Source organism: Streptomyces sp. NPDC044984, assembly GCF_040646935.1.
Taxonomy (GTDB): Bacteria; Actinomycetota; Actinomycetes; order Streptomycetales; family Streptomycetaceae; genus Streptomyces.
The window spans coordinates 37,571-54,034 of sequence record NZ_JBEZBE010000018.1; the positions used below are offsets into that span (position 1 = coordinate 37,571).

Below are 16,464 nucleotides of genomic sequence, written 5' to 3' on the forward strand. Positions count from 1 at the left end.
CACAATGGCCCCTGCCCGAAGCAGGTCCACACTCCCCAGTGACGGAATCGGCGTGATGAGCAAGACGACAGTCAGGGACGTCGACATGGAGCCCGAGCCCTCGGCCGCACCGCGGCGCACCGCCTCCGTGCCGCGCACGGAGGGCGCGAGCCGGGCGTTCGCCCTGCTCCTGGTGATCACCGGCGCCGCCGGCGTGCTCGCCGCGTGGGTGATCACGCTCGACAAGTTCAAGCTGCTCGAGGCCAAGGTCAAGGGCGAGACGTTCGTCCCCGGCTGCAGCCTCAACCCCGTCGTCTCCTGCGGCAGCGTCATGGAGAGCGACCAGGCCTCCGTCTTCGGCTTCCCCAACCCGATGCTCGGCCTCGTCACCTACGGCATCGTCGTCTGCGTCGGCATGAGCCTGCTCGCCCGGGCCCGCTTCCCGCGCTGGTACTGGCTCACGTTCAACGCGGGCACCCTCTTCGGCACCGTGTTCTGCGCCTGGCTGATGTTCCAGTCCCTGTACCGGATCAACGCCCTGTGCCTGTGGTGCTGCCTGGCCTGGGTCGCCACGATCATCATGTTCTGGTACGTGACGTCGTTCAACATCCGCCAGGGCTTCCTGCCCGCCCCGGGCTGGCTGAAGGGCTTCTTCGGCGAGTTCACCTGGGTCATGCCGGTCCTGCACATCGGCATCATCGGCATGCTGGTCCTGACCCGCTGGTGGGACTTCTGGACCAGCTGACCGCCCGCCCCGGGCTTGTCGGTGCGGTGCTTTAGGGTTTCAGCGTGGAGCCCGACCTGTTCACCGCCGCAGCCGAAGAACGCCAGGAGAAGGACCCGACCGGCAGCCCCCTGGCGGTCCGGATGCGCCCGCGCACCCTCGACGAGGTGGTGGGCCAGCAGCACCTGCTGAAGCCGGGCTCGCCCCTGCGCAGACTGGTCGGCGAAGGCGCGTCGGGCCCCGCGGGACCCTCCTCGGTGATCCTGTGGGGGCCGCCCGGCACCGGCAAGACCACCCTGGCCCACGTCGTCTCCAGGGCCACCAACAAGCGCTTCGTCGAGCTGTCGGCGATCACCGCGGGCGTCAAGGAGGTCCGCGCGGTCATCGACGGCGCCCGCCGCGCCTCCGGCGGGTACGGCCAGGAGACCGTCCTCTTCCTCGACGAGATCCACCGCTTCAGCAAGGCGCAGCAGGACTCCCTGCTCCCGGCCGTGGAGAACCGCTGGGTCACCCTGATCGCGGCGACCACCGAGAACCCCTACTTCTCGGTCATCTCCCCGCTGCTCTCCCGCTCCCTCCTCCTCACCCTCGAACCGCTCACCGACGACGACATCCGGGACCTGCTGAAGCGCGCCCTCACCGACGAGCGGGGCCTGAAGAGCGCCGTCACGCTTCCCGGGGACACCGAGAACCACCTCCTGCGCATCGCAGGCGGCGACGCCCGCCGCGCGCTGACCGCCCTGGAGGCCGCCGCCGGGGCCGCGCTCGACAAGGGCGAGCCGGAGATAACCCTGGCCACGCTGGAGGAGACGGTCGACCGGGCCGCGGTGAAGTACGACCGCGACGGCGACCAGCACTACGACGTCGCCAGCGCCCTGATCAAGTCCATCCGCGGCTCCGACGTGGACGCCGCCCTGCACTACCTGGCCCGCATGATCGAGGCCGGCGAGGACCCCCGCTTCATCGCCCGCCGGCTGATGATCTCCGCGAGCGAGGACATCGGCCTGGCCGACCCGAACGCGCTGCCGATCGCGGTCGCCGCCGCCCAGGCCGTCGCCATGATCGGTTTCCCCGAGGCCGCCCTCACCCTCAGCCACGCCACCATCGCCCTCGCCCTGGCGCCCAAGTCCAACGCGGCGACCACCGCGATCGGCGCCGCCCTGGACGACGTGCGCAAGGGACTGGCCGGACCCGTGCCGTCCCACCTGCGGGACAGCCACTACAAGGGTGCGACGAAGCTGGGGCACGGGAAGGGCTACACCTACCCGCACGACCTGCCCGAGGGCATCGCCGCACAACAGTACGCGCCGGACGCCCTGAAGGACCGCGAGTACTACGAGCCCACCCGGCACGGCGCGGAGGCCCGGTACGCGGACGCGGTGGAGTGGACCAGGAAGCACCTCGGTCGGAAGCGGTCCTGACCACCCTGTAGAATCCGCAGGAGTGCTGAGTCCCGTGTCCGGCTCCGGTCGGCGCCTCAGGCGGGACACCCAGCCGGATCTTCGATCCAGGAGCGTCGCGCACCGTCGTAGGTGTCGCGGGCAGCCCACCACCCCCCGGACAGTCCCGGGACCGGTCGGTGGGCCGTTCGTGTGCTGCACGTATGTGTCCAGACCAGGGGAGCGGCTGCCCACCACGTCCCTCGCGGACCTGATGGGAATTCCCCGGCTGCGGATGCGACCTCCCGTAACCCTGAGGCAGCCGACAAGGAAAAGGAAAAGAAGTGGCGAACCAGTCCCGCCCCAAGGTCAAGAAGTCGCGTGCCCTCGGCATCGCGCTGACCCCGAAGGCCGTCAAGTACTTCGAGGCCCGCCCCTACCCGCCGGGTGAGCACGGCCGTGGCCGCAAGCAGAACTCGGACTACAAGGTCCGTCTGCTGGAGAAGCAGCGTCTGCGCGCGCAGTACGACGTGTCCGAGCGCCAGCTCGTCCGCGCCTACGAGCGTGCCTCCAAGGTCCAGGGCAAGACCGGTGAGGCCCTGATCATCGAGCTCGAGCGCCGTCTCGACGCGCTGGTCCTGCGTTCGGGCATCGCCCGCACGATCTACCAGGCCCGCCAGATGGTCGTCCACGGCCACATCCAGGTCAACGGCAAGAAGGTCGACAAGCCCTCCTTCCGTGTCCGTCCGGACGACGTGGTGCAGGTCCGTGACCGTTCCAAGGAGAAGACCCTCTTCACGATCGCCCGTGAAGGCGGCTTCGCCCCCGACGGTGAGACCCCGCGCTACCTCCAGGTGAACCTCAAGTCCCTGGCGTTCCGCCTGGACCGTGAGCCGAACCGCAAGGAGATCCCGGTGATCTGCGACGAGCAGCTCGTCGTCGAGTACTACGCCCGCTGACCCCGGCAGGCACGCGGTATCCCGAGCCCGCCGTCCCCCCGCCCCTCCCGGCGGGGGGACGGCGGGCTCGACTCGCTCCGTACGACTCCGTACGACTTCGCATCGCTCCGCATCGCGACTTCACCGGTGGCGGACGGTAATCCGGTACGGAGTCCCGTCACCGGCGCGATAGGCTCGACCCCACGACTTTCTCGATGTTCAGGCGCGTTTCAAGGGAGCGGGTGCACACAGTGTCCGGTGGCGAGGTGGCCGGAATCCTGGTGGCCGTGTTCTGGGCGATCCTGGTCTCCTTCCTCGCCGTCGCGCTGGCGAGGCTGGCCCAGACGCTCCGGGCGACCACCAAGCTGGTGGCGGACGTGACCGACCAGGCCGTCCCCCTGCTGGCGGACGCCTCGGCGGCGGTGCGTTCCGCGCAGACCCAGATCGAACGGGTCGACGCGATCGCCTCCGACGTCCAGGAGGTCACCTCCAACGCCTCCGCGCTGTCGACCACCGTGGCCTCCACCTTCGGCGGCCCCCTGGTCAAGGTCGCGGCCTTCGGCTACGGCGTGCGCCGCGCCGTCAGCGGCCGCAAGGACGACGCCCCGGCCAGGGAGCCGAGGCGTGACGTGATCGTGGGCCGCACCGTTCCGGGCGCGCGGCGTGACAAGCGGACCCGGGGAAAGAGGGACTGACCCAGCGATGTTCCGCCGAACGTTCTGGTTCACCACCGGCGTCGCCGCCGGAGTGTGGGCCACCACCAAGGTCAACCGCAAGATCAAGCAGCTGACGCCCGAGCACCTCGCCGTCACCGCGGCGAACAAGGCCATCGAGGCAGGCGGCAGGCTCAAGGACCGCGCGGTCGACTTCGCGCTCGAGGTCCGCGACAACATGGCCCGGCGGGAAGCCGAACTGGGCGACGCGCTGGGACTCAACGCCCCCGTCGACCGCGAACTCCCCGCGCCCCGGAGCTACGCCGTCATCGAGAACCGCAACAGCCCCAAGTACGTCGAGGGCCCGGCGCGGAAGCCGACGCACCCGACGTACCCGACGTACCCGTACAACCGGAATGAGGACCACTGATGGAGTCGGCCGAGATCCGCCGCCGCTGGCTGAGCTTCTTCGAGGAGCGCGGGCACACCGTCGTCCCTTCGGCGTCGCTCATCGCGGACGACCCGACTCTGCTGCTCGTCCCGGCCGGCATGGTGCCCTTCAAGCCCTACTTCCTGGGCGAGGTCAAGCCGCCCTTCGACCGCGCCACCAGCGTGCAGAAGTGCGTGCGCACACCCGACATCGAAGAGGTCGGCAAGACCACCCGCCACGGCACGTTCTTCCAGATGTGCGGCAACTTCTCCTTCGGCGACTACTTCAAGGAAGGCGCCATCAAGTACGCCTGGGAGCTGCTCACCAGCCCCCAGGACAAGGGCGGTTACGGCCTCGACCCCGAGCGCCTGTGGATCACCGTCTACCAGGACGACGACGAGGCCGAGCGCATCTGGCACGACGTCGTGGGTGTCCCGTCCGAGCGCATCCAGCGCCTGGGCAAGAAGGACAACTACTGGGACATGGGCGTCCCCGGCCCCTGCGGCCCCTGCTCCGAGATCAACTACGACCGCGGCCCCGAGTTCGGCGTCGAGGGCGGCCCCGCCGTCAACGACGAGCGGTACGTGGAGATCTGGAACCTCGTCTTCATGCAGTACGAGCGGGGCGAGGGTCCGGGCAAGGACTACCCGATCCTCGGTGACCTGCCGAGCCAGAACATCGACACGGGCCTCGGCCTGGAGCGGCTCGCCATGATTCTGCAGGGCGTGCAGAACATGTACGAGATCGACACCTCCATGGCCGTCATCAACAAGGCCACCGAGCTGACCGGCGTGGCCTACGGCGACGCCCACGCCTCGGACGTCTCCCTGCGCGTGGTCACCGACCACATGCGCACCTCCGTGATGCTCATCGGCGACGGCGTCACCCCCGGCAACGAGGGCCGCGGCTACGTGCTGCGCCGCATCATGCGCCGCGCCATCCGCAACATGCGTCTGCTCGGTGCCACCGGTCCGGTCGTCAAGGACCTCGTCGACGTCGTGATCGGGATGATGGGGCAGCAGTACCCCGAGCTCATCACCGACCGCGAGCGGATCGAGAAGGTCGCCCTCGCCGAGGAGAACGCCTTCCTCAAGACGCTGAAGGCCGGCACCAACATCCTCGACACCGCCGTCAGCGACACCAAGGCCGCCGGCGGCACGGTCCTCTCCGGCGACAAGGCCTTCCTGCTCCACGACACCTGGGGCTTCCCGATCGACCTCACCCTGGAGATGGCCGCCGAGCAGGGCCTGTCCGTGGACGAGGACGGCTTCCGCCGCCTGATGAAGGAGCAGCGGGAGCGCGCCAAGGCCGACGCCCAGGCCAAGAAGACCGGTCACGCCGACCTCGGCGCCTACCGCGAGATCGCCGACCGGGCCGGGGTCACCGACTTCATCGGCTACACCGACACCGAGGGCGAGTCCACCGTTGTCGGCATCCTCGTCGACGGCGTCTCCTCGCCGGCCGCCACCGAGGGCGACGAGGTCGAGATCGTCCTCGACCGCACCCCGTTCTACGCCGAGGGCGGCGGCCAGATCGGTGACACCGGCCGCATCAAGGTCGACACCGGTGCCGTCGTCGAGATCCGTGACTGCCAGAAGCCGGTGCCGGGCGTGTACGTCCACAAGGGCGTCGTCCAGGTCGGCGAGGTCACCGTCGGTGCCAAGGCCCACGCCTCCATCGACGGCCGCCGCCGTACGGCCATCGCCCGCGCCCACTCGGCCACCCACCTCACCCACCAGGCGCTGCGCGACGCCCTCGGCCCGACGGCCGCCCAGGCCGGCTCCGAGAACCAGCCCGGCCGCTTCCGCTTCGACTTCGGCTCCCCGTCCGCCGTACCGACGGCCGTGATGACCGACGTCGAGCAGAAGATCAACGAGGTGCTCGCCCGCGACCTGGACGTCCGTGCCGACGTCATGGGCATCGACGAGGCCAAGAAGCAGGGTGCCATCGCCGAGTTCGGCGAGAAGTACGGCGAGCGCGTGCGCGTCGTCACCATCGGCGACTTCTCCAAGGAGCTGTGCGGCGGCACCCACGTGCACAACACCGCGCAGCTGGGTCTGGTGAAGCTGCTCGGCGAGTCGTCCATCGGCTCCGGTGTGCGCCGCATCGAGGCCCTGGTCGGCGTGGACGCCTACAACTTCCTCGCCCGAGAGCACACGGTCGTCGCCCAGCTCCAGGAGCTGATCAAGGGCCGCCCGGAGGAGCTTCCGGAGAAGGTCTCCGCCATGCTCGGCAAGCTCAAGGACGCCGAGAAGGAGATCGAGAAGTTCCGCGCGGAGAAGGTGCTCCAGGCCGCCGCCGGTCTCGCCGAGTCCGCCAAGGACGTCCACGGCATCGCCCTCGTCACCGGTCAGGTCCCCGACGGCACCACGCCGGACGACCTGCGCAAGCTGGTCCTCGACGTGCGGGGCCGCATCCAGGGCGGCCGGGCCGTGGTCGTCGCCCTGTTCACCGTGAACAACGGCAAGCCGCTGACGGTCATCGCCACCAACGAGGCCGCCCGCGAGCGCGGCCTCAAGGCCGGTGACCTGGTGCGCACCGCCGCCAAGACGCTCGGCGGCGGCGGTGGCGGCAAGCCGGACGTCGCCCAGGGTGGCGGCCAGAACCCCGCCGCCGTCGGCGAGGCCGTCGACGCCGTCGAGCGGCTCGTGGCGGACACCGCCAAGTGAGCGAGGACCAGCGGGACACCCCGGCGCTGCGCCGGGGCCGCCGCCTCGCGATCGACGTCGGGGACGCCCGCATCGGGGTCGCCTCGTGCGACCCCGACGGGATCCTCGCCACGCCGGTCGAGACCGTCCCCGGCCGGGACGTCCCCGCGGCCCACCGCAGGCTGAGGCAGCTCGTCGAGGAGTACGAGCCGATCGAGGTCGTCGTCGGTCTCCCCCGCTCCCTCAAGGGGGGCGAGGGCCCGGCCGCGGCCAAGGTCAGGGGCTTCGCGCAGGAGCTGGCCCGCGGCATCGCGCCCGTCCCGGTGCGCCTGGTCGACGAGCGGATGACCACGGTCACGGCGAGCCAGGGCCTGCGCGCCTCCGGCGTCAAGTCCAAGAAGGGCCGCTCGGTCATCGACCAGGCCGCCGCTGTGATCATCCTCCAGCAGGCACTGGAATCCGAACGGGTGTCAGGCAGGCCACCCGGCGAGGGCGTCGAAGTGGTCATCTGATCGCGATACGGTAACGTTCCGCGCGATGCGGACGGTGTTCGAACAGCCGCCGCACAGAGAGAGGCGGGACGGGAGCCGTGGTCTTCAGGCGGCCGCGCGCCCGCCGCCTCGCGGCTCTAGGGGATCGATGACTGAGTATGGCCGGGGCCAGGGCTCCGAACCGTGGCATCCGGACGACCCGTTGTACGGGGACGGCGGATGGGGCGGACAGCAGACCCAGCAGGGTCAGCCGTCCCCCTACGGCGGCCAGCCGCAGCACTATCCGCAGCAGCCGCAGACGCAGACGCAGCAGCAGTACGGCGACTGGGGCACCGGCGAGCAGCACGGGTACGGCGGGCAGCAGTACCCGCAGTACGACCAGCAGCAACAGCCGCAGTACGACCAGCCGCAGTACGCCCCTCAGCAGCAGCAACAGCCGCAGTACGACCAGAACGGCTGGCCCACGGGCTCCTACCCGCAGGACCCCTACGCCGCCGACCCGACGGACCCGTACGGGCCGCAGTCCGGGACCTATGGCGGGGAGCAGGCCGACCACTACGGCACCCCCGACGCCTACCCACCGCCCGAGCCCCCCGGCCGCCGCCGCGCCGAACCCGAACCCGAGACGGACTGGGACCCGGGCCCCGACCAGGGCGAACACGCGTTCTTCGCGGGCGGTGGTGACGACGACGGCGAGCGCGACGACGAGCCGGGCGACAGGAGCGGGCGCGGCGACCGCCGGGGCCGGGGCGGCAAGGAGAGGAAACGACGCAGCGGCCTGGCCTGTCTCGTCGTGGTCGTGGTCTTCGGCGGCGGCATCGCCGGTGTCGGCTACTTCGGCTACCAGTTCTACCAGGATCGTTTCGGCAGCGCCCCGGATTTCGCGGGGGCCGGCAACGGCGAGCAGGTGACCGTCACGATCCCCAAGGGCTCCGGCGGGTACGCCATCGGCCAGGAGCTCAAGAAGATGGGCGTGGTCAAGAGCGTCGACGCCTTCGTCGCGGCCCAGGCGGCCAACCCGCAGGGCAAGAACATCCAGGACGGCGTCTACACGCTGGAGAAGGAGATGTCGGCCGCGAGCGCGGTCGAGCTGATGCTCAGCCCCAAGAGCCGCGACAACCTGATCATCGCCGAGGGCAAGCGCAACGCCGCCATCTACGAGCTGATCGACAAACGCCTCAAGGTGGACAAGGGCACCACGGCCGAGGTCGCCGAGACCGAGTGGAAGACCCTCGGCCTGCCCGACTGGGCCGTGAACCACGAGGACGTCAAGGATCCGCTGGAGGGCTTCCTCTACCCGTCCAGCTACGCCGTCGCCAAGGGCCAGAAGCCCGAGGACGTGCTGAAGCAGATGGTGGCCCGCGCCACCGAGAAGTACGAGGAGCTGGACTTCGAGGGGAAGGCCGAGAGCCTCGGTCTCGACGGGCCGTGGGAGCTGGTGACGGTCGCGAGCCTGGTGCAGGCGGAGGGCAAGACCCACGAGGACTTCCGCAAGATGTCCGAGGTCATCTACAACCGCCTCAAGGCCACCAACACCGAGACGAACCGGAAACTCCAGTTCGACTCGACCTTCAACTACCTCCTGGGTCAGAGCGAGATCGACATCTCCGAGTCGGAGATCAACAGCAACCCGGACCCGTACAACACGTACACCAATACGGGCCTGCCGCCCGGCCCGATCGGCAACCCGGGCGAGGAGGCCTTGCAGGCCGCGCTGAATCCGACGGGCGACGGCTGGATGTACTTCGTGGCCACGGACGGCATGCACAAGACCGAGTTCGCCAAGACCATCGCCGAGCACGAGAAGCTGGTCGAGAAGTTCAACGCGTCGAGGGGCAACTGATGTCCGCCGCCCGCAGGGCCGCCGTGCTCGGCTCACCGATCGCCCACTCGCTCTCCCCGGTGCTGCACCGCACCGCCTACGCCGAGCTGGGCCTGGAAGGCTGGACGTACGACCGCTTCGAGGTCGACGAGAAGTCCCTGCCCGGCTTCTTCGACACGCTCGGGACCGAGTGGGCGGGACTGTCGCTGACCATGCCGCTGAAGCGGGCGGTGATCCCGCTGCTCGACTCGATCAGCGAGACCGCGACGTCCGTCGAGGCGGTCAACACGGTCGTCCTCACGCCGGACGGCCGCCGGACCGGCGACAACACCGACATCCCCGGAATGGTCGCCGCCCTGCGTGAGCACGGCATCGACAAGGTGGAGTCCGCCGCCATCATCGGCGCGGGCGCCACCGCCTCCTCCGCCCTCGCCGCGCTGGCCCGGATCTGCTCGGGCGAGGTCACCGTGTATGTCCGCAGCGAGGCCCGTGCGACGGAGATGCGCCAGTGGGCCGAGCGGCTCGACGTCGCGGTGCGCATCGCCGACTGGGACGACGCCGAGCAGGCCCTGCACGCCCCGCTGGTCGTCAGCACCACCCCGGCCGGCGTCACGGACACCCTCGCCAGGGCCGTCCCGGAGCGTCCGACGGCCCTCTTCGACGTGCTCTACGACCCCTGGCCGACCGTTCTCGCCGCCCGCTGGTCGGCGTACGGGGGCGCCGTGGTCAGCGGGCTGGACCTGCTGGTGCACCAGGCGGTGCTCCAGGTGGAGCAGATGACGGGGCGTTCACCGGCCCCACTGGAGGCCATGCGAAAAGCGGGCGAGCGGGCTCTCGCGGCCCGCTAGGATCCACCCTCGGTTCCGCAGGGGGCGGAACGGGGGAGGGAAACGCGTTCCATGTCCGCAGGCATGCCGCTGGCGTCGGTGAAGTCCCAGATATTCGAGTCCGTGCTGGGTTTCCTGCCCGACTGGGTGCAGATCACGGTGCTGGCCCTGATCGTGCTCGCCGTCGTCGCGTCCTGGGTCGTCAAGATCAAGCGCAAGATCGCGTACCGCCGCGCCGTCCGCAACGGCCGGCCGATCCACGCGGCGGCCCAGCACGGCCAGGGCAGCGGGGCGGATCACCTGGGCCAGTACGCCCCGCAGCGGACCCGGCCCGCGCCGCAGGCTGCCCGGCAGCCGAGCGGCGCCGACCACCTGAGCCGATACGCGCCGCAGCAGGGCAGCGGCGCCGGCCACCCGGGTGCGCGGGCTCCGCAGCCGAGCGGCGCCGACTTCCTCGGCGCCTACGCACCCCGGCCCCGCCAGGACCAGGGCGGTCCGGCCTGATCCCTCCACCGCCCGGCCCGTGATCCCGTCCGTCCGCCTGATGGACCGGCGGCCGGGTGCCCGGCCCGGACGTGGGAGGATCGGAGGTGGCGGACCGGGGCCGCGCACCCCGTCACGCCACGCCGTACACGAGGACACGTGTACGCAGGGCAGTACCGGGGCGCGAGCATTGAGGAGCACCGTTGAGCAGGTTGCGCTGGCTGACCGCGGGGGAGTCGCACGGTCCCGCACTCGTCGCGACGCTGGAGGGCCTCCCCGCCGGCGTGCCGATCACCACGGACATGGTGGCGGACCACCTCGCGAGGCGGCGGCTGGGCTACGGTCGCGGCGCCCGGATGAAGTTCGAGCGCGACGAGGTCACCTTCCTCGGCGGCGTCCGGCACGGTCTGACCCTCGGTTCCCCGGTCGCGGTCATGGTGGGCAACACCGAGTGGCCGAAGTGGGAGCAGGTCATGGCGGCCGACCCGGTCGACCCGGAGGTGCTGGCCGGCCTGGCGCGCAACGCCCCGCTGACCCGCCCCCGCCCCGGCCACGCCGACCTGGCCGGCATGCAGAAGTACGGCTTCGACGAGGCCCGCCCGATCCTGGAGCGCGCCTCGGCCCGCGAGACCGCGGCCCGCGTGGCGCTGGGCGCGGTGGCCCGGTCGTACCTGAAGGAGACGGCCGGCATCGAGATCGTCAGCCACGTCGTCGAGCTGGCCGCGGCCAAGGCGCCGTACGGCGTGTACCCGACCCCTGCCGACGTGGAGCGGCTGGACGCCGACCCGGTGCGCTGCCTGGACGCGGACGCCTCGAAGGCGATGGTCGCCGAGATCGACCAGGCCCACAAGGACGGCGACACCCTCGGCGGCGTGGTCGAGGTGCTGGCGTACGGCGTCCCGGTCGGCCTGGGCTCCCACGTCCACTGGGACCGCCGTCTGGACGCGCGCCTGGCCGCCGCCCTCATGGGCATCCAGGCGATCAAGGGCGTCGAGGTCGGCGACGGCTTCGACCTCGCCCGCGTGCCCGGCTCCAAGGCGCACGACGAGATCCTCGCCACCGACGAGGGCATCAAGCGGGCCTCCGGCCGCTCCGGCGGCACCGAGGGCGGACTGACCACCGGTGAGCTGCTGCGCGTACGCGCGGCGATGAAGCCGATCGCCACCGTGCCGCGGGCACTGAAGACCGTGGACGTCGTCACCGGCGAGGAGGCCGCCGCCCACCACCAGCGCTCCGACGTGTGCGCCGTGCCGGCCGCCGGCATCGTCGCCGAGGCCATGGTCGCCCTGGTCCTCGCGGACGCGGTCGCGGAGAAGTTCGGCGGCGACAGCGTCACCGAGACCCGCCGCAACGTGACGTCGTACCTCGAGAACCTGGCCATCCGATGAGCTCACCGGTCATCGTGCTGGTCGGCCCCATGGGCGTGGGCAAGTCCACGGTGGGGCGGTTGCTGGCCGAGCGGCTGGGGGTCGGCTACCGGGACACCGACGACGACATCGTCACCGCCGAGGGCAGGACCGTCGCCGACATCTTCGTCGACGAGGGCGAGCCCGCCTTCCGCGCCATCGAGAAGCGCGCGGTGCGTACGGCGCTCACGGAGCACGACGGCGTCCTGGCGCTCGGCGGCGGCGCGATCCTCGACGCGGAGACGCGCGCCCTGCTCGCCGGACAGCGGGTCGTGTACCTCTCGATGGACGTCGAGGAGGCGGTCAAACGCACCGGCCTCAACGCCGCCCGCCCGCTGCTCGCGGTCAACCCGCGCAAGCAGTGGCGCGAGCTGATGGAGGCGCGCCGGCACCTGTACGAGGAGGCCGCCACGGCCGTCGTACCCACGGACGGCCGCACCCCCGAAGAGGTCACGGAAGCCGCCCTGAACGCACTGGAGTTGAAAGAAGCATGAGCGAGGCAGTGACGCGGATCGCCGTCGGCGGCACGGCGGGCACCGACCCCTACGACGTCCTGGTGGGGCGTCAGCTCCTCGAAGAGCTGGGCGGGTTGATCGGTGACCGGGCCAAGCGGGTCGCGATCGTGCACCCCGAGGCGCTCGCCGAGACCGGCGACGCGCTCCGCGCCGACCTGGCCGGCCAGGGGTACGAGGCGATCGCCATCCAGGTGCCCAACGCGGAGGAGGCCAAGACCGCCGAGGTCGCCGCCTACTGCTGGAAGGCGCTGGGCCAGTCCGGCTTCACCCGCACCGACGTCATCGTCGGCGTGGGCGGCGGCGCCACCACCGACCTGGCCGGCTTCGTCGCCGCGACCTGGCTGCGCGGAGTCCGCTGGATCGCGATCCCGACCACGGTGCTCGCCATGGTGGACGCGGCCGTGGGCGGCAAGACCGGCATCAACACGGCCGAGGGCAAGAACCTGGTGGGCGCCTTCCACCCGCCCGCCGGCGTGCTGTGCGACCTGGCCGCCCTGGACTCCCTCCCGGTCAACGACTACGTCTCCGGACTCGCCGAGGTCATCAAGGCCGGCTTCATCGCCGACCCGGTGATCCTGGACCTCATCGAGTCCGACCCCCAGGCCGCCCGCACCCCGTCGGGCCCGCACACCGCGGAGCTGATCGAGCGCTCGATCCGGGTCAAGGCGGAAGTCGTCTCGTCCGACCTGAAGGAATCGGGTCTCCGCGAGATCCTGAACTACGGTCACACCCTCGGCCACGCCATCGAGAAGAACGAGCGCTACAAGTGGCGCCACGGCGCGGCGGTCTCCGTCGGCATGCACTTCGCCGCCGAACTGGGCCGTCTCGCGGGCCGCTTGGACGACGCCACCGCGGACCGCCACCGCACGGTCCTCGAATCGGTCGGGCTCCCCCTGCACTACCGCTACGACCAGTGGCCCAAGCTGCTGGAGAACATGAAGGTCGACAAGAAGTCCCGCGGCGACCTGCTGCGCTTCATCGTCCTCGACGGTCTCGCCAAGCCCACGGTGCTCGAGGGACCGGACCCGGCCGTGCTGCTCGCCGCGTACGGCGAGGTCGGGGAGTAGTCCCGGGCACTCATCGCCGCCCCCGGCCGTTCACACAACGACGGCAGGGGGCGGTACCGTTCGGTAGCACGCGGGTCACCCCCGCTGTCAGCGCCCCATCGCCTGTACGAGACGGAGTGGCACCGGATGCAGCACGCAGTGGGTTCTCCGCTGCCGCCGCCCCACCAGCCGGGGCACGGACCGGCCGTCGGCTGGTCACCGGCCGCACACCACCCGGGCCAGCACCCGGGAGCGCACCAGGGACCCGTCCCTGTGCCCGGGCCTCCTCCGGCACCGGGCTATCCCGCGCCCCCGCCCGGACCCACCCCGCCCCCCGCGGATCCGCGGCACGCCTCGATGCCCCCGCCGCCGGACACCACCGGCCACGTACCGCTGCCGCCCGGCGGTCCGGTCGCCATGCCCAGCTCACCGCAGGCTCCCGCGGCCCCCGACCCGGCCGGCACGATCATCGCCGTGCTGCTCATAGGCCCCGCGGGCGCCGGCAAGACGAGTGTGGCCAAGTACTGGGCGGACCACCGCCGGGTCCCCACGGCCCACATCAGCCTCGACGACGTACGCGAGTGGGTCCGCTCCGGTTTCGCCGACCCGCAGTCCGGGTGGAACGACCACTCCGAGGCGCAGTACCGCCTGGCCCGCCGCACCTGCGGCTTCGCCGCCCGCAACTTCCTGGCCAACGGGATCTCGTGCATCCTCGACGACGCGGTCTTCCCCGACCGCCCGGTCGTCGGCCTCGGTGGCTGGAAGCGGCACGTGGGCCCCGGCCTGCTGCCGGTGGTCCTCCTGCCCGGCCTGGACATCGTCCTGGAGCGCAACGCGGAACGTTCCGGCAACCGACGCCTCAGCGACGAGGAGGTGGCCCGGATCCACGGCCGGATGGCCGGCTGGTACGGCTCGGGCCTCCCCATCATCGACAACTCCCAGCTGGACATACCGGAAACGGCCCGCATCCTGGACGACGTCCTGGCCCGTGCGATAGCGAGCCCTCCGCAGTGGTGAACGAGGGGCCCCGGGCCACCCGGGGGTACTTCCCAGGCCTTTAAAGCACTGGGGGAGGCGCGACTGCCCGCAGCTGGGTATTGCGGTTGCAGGGTCGTGCCGCAGACGCAGACGCAGACGCCGACGGACCGGAGCGGGGTGCGGGGGTGCGGCGGAGCCCGCCGCTCACCTGGTCCCCGCCCGGTCCACTGCGGCAGCGCCGGAGGGTCGCGACTGCGGCGGGCGAGCCGCACCCCCACACTCCCGACCGCACGACGCGACCGCACGCGCCCCCGCCGCACCCCTGCCACACACCCCCCGCCGCACCCCCACTCGGCCCCGCTCGACCGGCGACATCCAGCCACCGCTCCTACGCTCGAAGAATGTCAGAGGTCTACGCGGTCCGCCGGACGCGGCTACGGGAATGCTGCAACGCGGGCGGCAGCGCGGCGGCGCTGGTGTCCCGGCCCGCAAACGTGCGCTACCTCGCCGGCGCCGCCCCCGAGGGCGCCGTGCTCCTGCTGGGCAGGACCGAGGACCTGCTGGTCTGCGCCGGCCCACCCGACGACCGCTCACCGCAGAGCCGCCCCGACGAATCCCTCCGTGTGCACGTCGTACCCGGCATCGGCGGCGACGCCACCCTCGCGGCCGCCGGCCTCGCCGTCGGTCAGGGCGTCGACTCCCTCGCCGTCGAGGAGCACCACCTCACCGTCACCCGCCACCGCGCGATCCGCGACGTCGCCCCCCGCCTCCGCCTCGCCGGCATCGGCTGCGCGGTCGAACAGCTCCGCGTCGTCAAGGACGAGGAAGAGATCTCCTGCCTCCGCATCGGCGCGGAGATCGCCGACCAGGCCCTCGGCGAACTCCTGGAGTCCATCCTCGTCGGCCGCACCGAACGCCACCTCGCCCTGGAACTCGAGCGCCGCCTGGTCGACCACGGCGCCGACGGCCCCGCCTTCCCCACCTCCGTCGCCACCGGCCCGAACGCCGGCCGACCCGGCCACCGTCCCACCGACCGCCGCGTCGAGGAGGGCGACTTCCTCTCCGTCTGCCTGGGCGCCACCTACCGCGGCTACCGCTGCGAGATCGGCCGCACCTTCGTCATCGGCACGGCCCCCGCGGACTGGCAGATCGAGCTCTACGACCTCGTCTTCTCCGCCCAGCGGGCCGGCCGCGAGTCCCTCGTCCCCGGCGCCGCCTGCCGGGATGTGGACCGCGCGGCACGCCACGTCCTGGATTCCGCCGGGTACGCCGAGGCACTCCCCAAACTCACCGGTCACGGCGTCGGACTCGAAATCGACGAGGACCCTCAATTGACCCCCGCGGCCATGGGTAAACTGGACGCTTGCGTGCCGGTCACCGTCGAACCGGGGGTCCACCTCCCGGGCCGGGGCGGAGTCCGGATCGATGACACGCTCGTCGTACGCCCCGAGGCGGACGGCGGACCCGAGCTACTCACCATCACGACCAAGGAGCTGCTCGCGCTCTAGCCCCACGCTGGGCGCGGGCGCACGCCCCGGCCGTCGTCCACGTCAGTCCAGTCCAGGAGATTCCGCAACCGTGGCTTCCACGAACGACCTCAAGAACGGCATGGTGCTCAAGCTCGAAGGCGGCCAGCTCTGGTCCGTCGTCGAGTTCCAGCACGTCAAGCCCGGCAAGGGCCCGGCCTTCGTGCGCACCAAGCTCAAGAACGTGCTCTCCGGCAAGGTCGTCGACAAGACCTTCAACGCCGGCGTCAAGGTCGAAACGGCCACCGTCGACAAGCGCGACATGCAGTTCTCCTACATGGACGGCGACTACTTCGTCTTCATGGACATGGAGACCTACGACCAGCTCATGGTCGACCGCAAGGCCGTCGGCGACGCCGCCAACTTCCTCGTCGAGGGCTTCACCGCCACCGTCGCCCAGCACGAGGGCGAGGTGCTCTTCGTCGAGCTCCCGGCCGCCGTCGAGCTGACGATCCAGGAGACCGAGCCGGGCGTCCAGGGCGACCGCTCCACCGGCGGCACCAAGCCGGCCACGCTGGAGACCGGCCACCAGATCCAGGTCCCGCTCTTCATCACCACCGGTGAGAAGATCAAGGTCGACACCCGCACCAGCGACTACCTCGGCCGGGTGAACAGCTAA

At 71.2% G+C, this 16,464-nt stretch carries 16 protein-coding genes; all 16 read left to right on the forward strand.

The window, feature by feature from the left end; genetic code table 11:
- Positions 1-55 precede the first annotated feature (55 nt).
- Positions 56-724 (forward strand): vitamin K epoxide reductase family protein, encoded by a 669-nt coding sequence (locus AB0A94_RS20555; protein ID WP_361746200.1) that lies wholly within the window; start codon positions 56-58, stop codon positions 722-724.
- Between the two features lie 44 nt (positions 725-768).
- Positions 769-2,124 (forward strand): replication-associated recombination protein A, encoded by a 1,356-nt coding sequence (locus tag AB0A94_RS20560; protein ID WP_361746202.1) that lies wholly within the window; start codon positions 769-771, stop codon positions 2,122-2,124.
- A gap of 302 nt (positions 2,125-2,426) precedes the next feature.
- The gene (gene rpsD, locus AB0A94_RS20565; protein ID WP_145870366.1) at positions 2,427-3,041 is read left to right on the forward strand and encodes a 30S ribosomal protein S4; all 615 of its coding nucleotides are present in this window, start codon (positions 2,427-2,429) and stop codon (positions 3,039-3,041) included.
- A 221-nt stretch (positions 3,042-3,262) separates the two neighbouring features.
- A complete protein-coding gene (locus tag AB0A94_RS20570; protein WP_361746204.1) occupies positions 3,263-3,715 on the forward strand; it encodes a DUF948 domain-containing protein in 453 nt (150 codons plus the stop codon).
- Positions 3,716-3,722: 7 nt separating this feature from the next.
- The gene (locus AB0A94_RS20575; RefSeq protein ID WP_361746205.1) at positions 3,723-4,103 is read left to right on the forward strand and encodes a hypothetical protein; all 381 of its coding nucleotides are present in this window, start codon (positions 3,723-3,725) and stop codon (positions 4,101-4,103) included.
- A complete protein-coding gene (gene alaS / locus AB0A94_RS20580; protein ID WP_361746207.1) occupies positions 4,103-6,772 on the forward strand; it encodes an alanine--tRNA ligase in 2,670 nt (889 codons plus the stop codon). The genes AB0A94_RS20575 and alaS overlap by 1 nt, the downstream gene beginning before the upstream one ends.
- Positions 6,769-7,263: a Holliday junction resolvase RuvX gene (gene ruvX / locus AB0A94_RS20585; protein WP_361746209.1), complete on the forward strand. Its 495-nt coding sequence runs from the start codon at positions 6,769-6,771 to the stop codon at positions 7,261-7,263. Before alaS ends, ruvX begins: the two co-directional genes overlap by 4 nt.
- A 127-nt stretch (positions 7,264-7,390) precedes the next feature.
- Complete coding sequence (gene mltG, locus AB0A94_RS20590) at positions 7,391-9,085, forward strand: endolytic transglycosylase MltG (RefSeq protein ID WP_361746211.1); 1,695 nt, start codon at positions 7,391-7,393, stop codon at positions 9,083-9,085.
- Positions 9,085-9,912 (forward strand): shikimate dehydrogenase, encoded by an 828-nt coding sequence (locus AB0A94_RS20595; protein WP_361746213.1) that lies wholly within the window; start codon positions 9,085-9,087, stop codon positions 9,910-9,912. Before mltG ends, AB0A94_RS20595 begins: the two co-directional genes overlap by 1 nt.
- Positions 9,913-9,963: 51 nt before the next feature.
- Complete coding sequence (locus AB0A94_RS20600) at positions 9,964-10,395, forward strand: hypothetical protein (RefSeq protein WP_361746215.1); 432 nt, start codon at positions 9,964-9,966, stop codon at positions 10,393-10,395.
- Positions 10,396-10,577: 182 nt separating this feature from the next.
- Positions 10,578-11,762 carry a chorismate synthase gene (gene aroC / locus AB0A94_RS20605; RefSeq protein ID WP_361746217.1) on the forward strand — a complete coding sequence of 395 codons (1,185 nt, stop codon included), beginning with the start codon at positions 10,578-10,580 and terminating at the stop codon, positions 11,760-11,762.
- Entirely contained in the window at positions 11,759-12,274 is a 516-nt protein-coding gene (locus tag AB0A94_RS20610; protein WP_361746219.1) for a shikimate kinase, read from the forward strand. Before aroC ends, AB0A94_RS20610 begins: the two co-directional genes overlap by 4 nt.
- Positions 12,271-13,362, forward strand: a complete 1,092-nt coding sequence (gene aroB, locus AB0A94_RS20615; RefSeq protein ID WP_361746221.1) for a 3-dehydroquinate synthase — start codon at positions 12,271-12,273, stop codon at positions 13,360-13,362. The genes AB0A94_RS20610 and aroB overlap by 4 nt, the downstream gene beginning before the upstream one ends.
- Before the next feature lie 126 nt (positions 13,363-13,488).
- Positions 13,489-14,358 carry a Pro-rich N-terminal domain-containing protein gene (locus tag AB0A94_RS20620; RefSeq protein ID WP_361746223.1) on the forward strand — a complete coding sequence of 290 codons (870 nt, stop codon included), beginning with the start codon at positions 13,489-13,491 and terminating at the stop codon, positions 14,356-14,358.
- A 362-nt stretch (positions 14,359-14,720) separates the two neighbouring features.
- Positions 14,721-15,827 (forward strand): aminopeptidase P family protein, encoded by a 1,107-nt coding sequence (locus AB0A94_RS20625; protein WP_361746225.1) that lies wholly within the window; start codon positions 14,721-14,723, stop codon positions 15,825-15,827.
- Positions 15,828-15,897: 70 nt separating this feature from the next.
- On the forward strand, positions 15,898-16,464 hold the full coding sequence (gene efp, locus AB0A94_RS20630; protein ID WP_006131211.1) for an elongation factor P: 567 nt from the start codon (positions 15,898-15,900) through the stop codon (positions 16,462-16,464).

Excerpts from the sequence above, each read along its gene's own strand:
- AB0A94_RS20610 (WP_361746219.1), top strand. The coding sequence starts at position 11,759 with ATGAGCTCACCGGTCATCGTGCTGGTCGGCCCCATGGGCGTGGGCAAG.
- mltG (WP_361746211.1), top strand. The coding sequence starts at position 7,391 with ATGACTGAGTATGGCCGGGGCCAGGGCTCCGAACCGTGGCATCCGGAC.
- AB0A94_RS20595 (WP_361746213.1), top strand. The coding sequence starts at position 9,085 with ATGTCCGCCGCCCGCAGGGCCGCCGTGCTCGGCTCACCGATCGCCCAC.
- AB0A94_RS20625 (WP_361746225.1), top strand. The coding sequence starts at position 14,721 with ATGTCAGAGGTCTACGCGGTCCGCCGGACGCGGCTACGGGAATGCTGC.
- AB0A94_RS20575 (WP_361746205.1), top strand. The coding sequence starts at position 3,723 with ATGTTCCGCCGAACGTTCTGGTTCACCACCGGCGTCGCCGCCGGAGTG.
- AB0A94_RS20600 (WP_361746215.1), top strand. The coding sequence starts at position 9,964 with ATGTCCGCAGGCATGCCGCTGGCGTCGGTGAAGTCCCAGATATTCGAG.
- alaS (WP_361746207.1), top strand. The coding sequence starts at position 4,103 with ATGGAGTCGGCCGAGATCCGCCGCCGCTGGCTGAGCTTCTTCGAGGAG.
- aroB (WP_361746221.1), top strand. The coding sequence starts at position 12,271 with ATGAGCGAGGCAGTGACGCGGATCGCCGTCGGCGGCACGGCGGGCACC.
- AB0A94_RS20620 (WP_361746223.1), top strand. The coding sequence starts at position 13,489 with ATGCAGCACGCAGTGGGTTCTCCGCTGCCGCCGCCCCACCAGCCGGGG.
- AB0A94_RS20555 (WP_361746200.1), top strand. The coding sequence starts at position 56 with ATGAGCAAGACGACAGTCAGGGACGTCGACATGGAGCCCGAGCCCTCG.